At 71.4% G+C, this 1,048-nt stretch carries 2 protein-coding genes; one reads left to right on the top strand and one right to left on the bottom strand.

The features are described 5' to 3' along the window. Window positions 1-493, top strand: a 493-nt coding sequence (locus IE249_RS35730) for an ATP-binding cassette domain-containing protein (RefSeq protein WP_229857138.1), incomplete at its 5' end; no start/stop codon positions are given. Between the two features lie 50 nt (window positions 494-543). Here the strand turns inward: IE249_RS35730 and IE249_RS35725 are convergent. Then, a partial coding sequence (locus IE249_RS35725; protein ID WP_229857137.1) for a sigma-70 family RNA polymerase sigma factor occupies window positions 544-1,048 on the bottom strand: 505 nt, incomplete at its 5' end.

The following is a 1,048-nucleotide window of genomic DNA, read 5'->3' as shown; positions in this document are numbered from 1 at the left end:
CACCTGGCTGTTCGGCGGCACCATCGCGGAGAACATCGCCTACGGAGCCTCCCGGGAGGTCACGCGCGGGGAGATCGAGGAGGCGGCGCGGGCCGCGCACGCGGACCGGTTCATCCGCACCCTGCCCGAGGGCTACGACACGGTGATCGACGACGAGGGCTCCGGGGTGAGCGCCGGTGAGAAGCAGCTCATCACCATCGCGCGGGCGTTCCTGTCCGACCCGGTGATCCTCGTTCTGGACGAGGCGACCAGCTCGGTGGACACCCGCACCGAGGTGCTGATCCAGAAGGCGATGGCCAAACTCCAGCACGGCAGGACGTCGTTCGTCATCGCGCACCGGCTCTCCACGATCCGGGACGCGGACACGATCCTCGTCATGGAGAACGGCTCGATCGTCGAACAGGGCGCCCACGACGAGCTGCTGGAGAGCGACGGGGCCTACGCGCGCCTCTACAAGGCGCAGTTCGCGCAGGCGGTCGCGGAGGTCGACTGAGCCATGGTCGGCTGAGCCACGGGGGCCGCCGTCCGCGCGGCGGCCCCTCCTCAGTCCAGGTAGCCGCGCAGCTGGTCGGCGAAGGCGTGGTCGCGCAGCTTGTTGAGGGTCTTGGACTCGATCTGCCGGATCCGCTCGCGGGTCACACCGAAGATGCGCCCTATCTCCTCCAGGGTGCGCGGCCGCCCGTCGGCCAGCCCGTAGCGCAGTTGCACGACCTTGCGCTCGCGCTCCCCGAGGGTCGACAGCACGGCGTCGAGGTGCTCACGCAGCAGCAGGAAGGCGGCCGACTCCACCGGGGAGGCGGCGTCGCCGTCCTCGATGAGGTCGCCGAGGGCCACGTCGTCCTCCTCGCCGACCGGGGCGTGCAGCGAGACCGGCTCCTGGGCGAGCCGCAGCACCTCGCGGATCCGCTCGGGCGGCAGTTCGAGGTGGGCGGCGACCTCCTCGGGCGTCGGCTCGTAGCCCCGCTCCTGGAGCATCCGGCGCTGCACCCGCACGACCCGGTTGATGAGCTCGACGACGTGGACGGGGACCCGGATGGTGCGGGCCTGG

Origin of the sequence: Streptomyces anandii JCM 4720, from assembly GCF_014650655.1 — a bacterium.
Lineage (GTDB): Bacteria > Actinomycetota > Actinomycetes > Streptomycetales > Streptomycetaceae > Streptomyces > Streptomyces anandii.
Note: the sequence above shows the minus strand (reverse complement) of the source record. Positions and strands in the feature narration are given on the sequence as shown.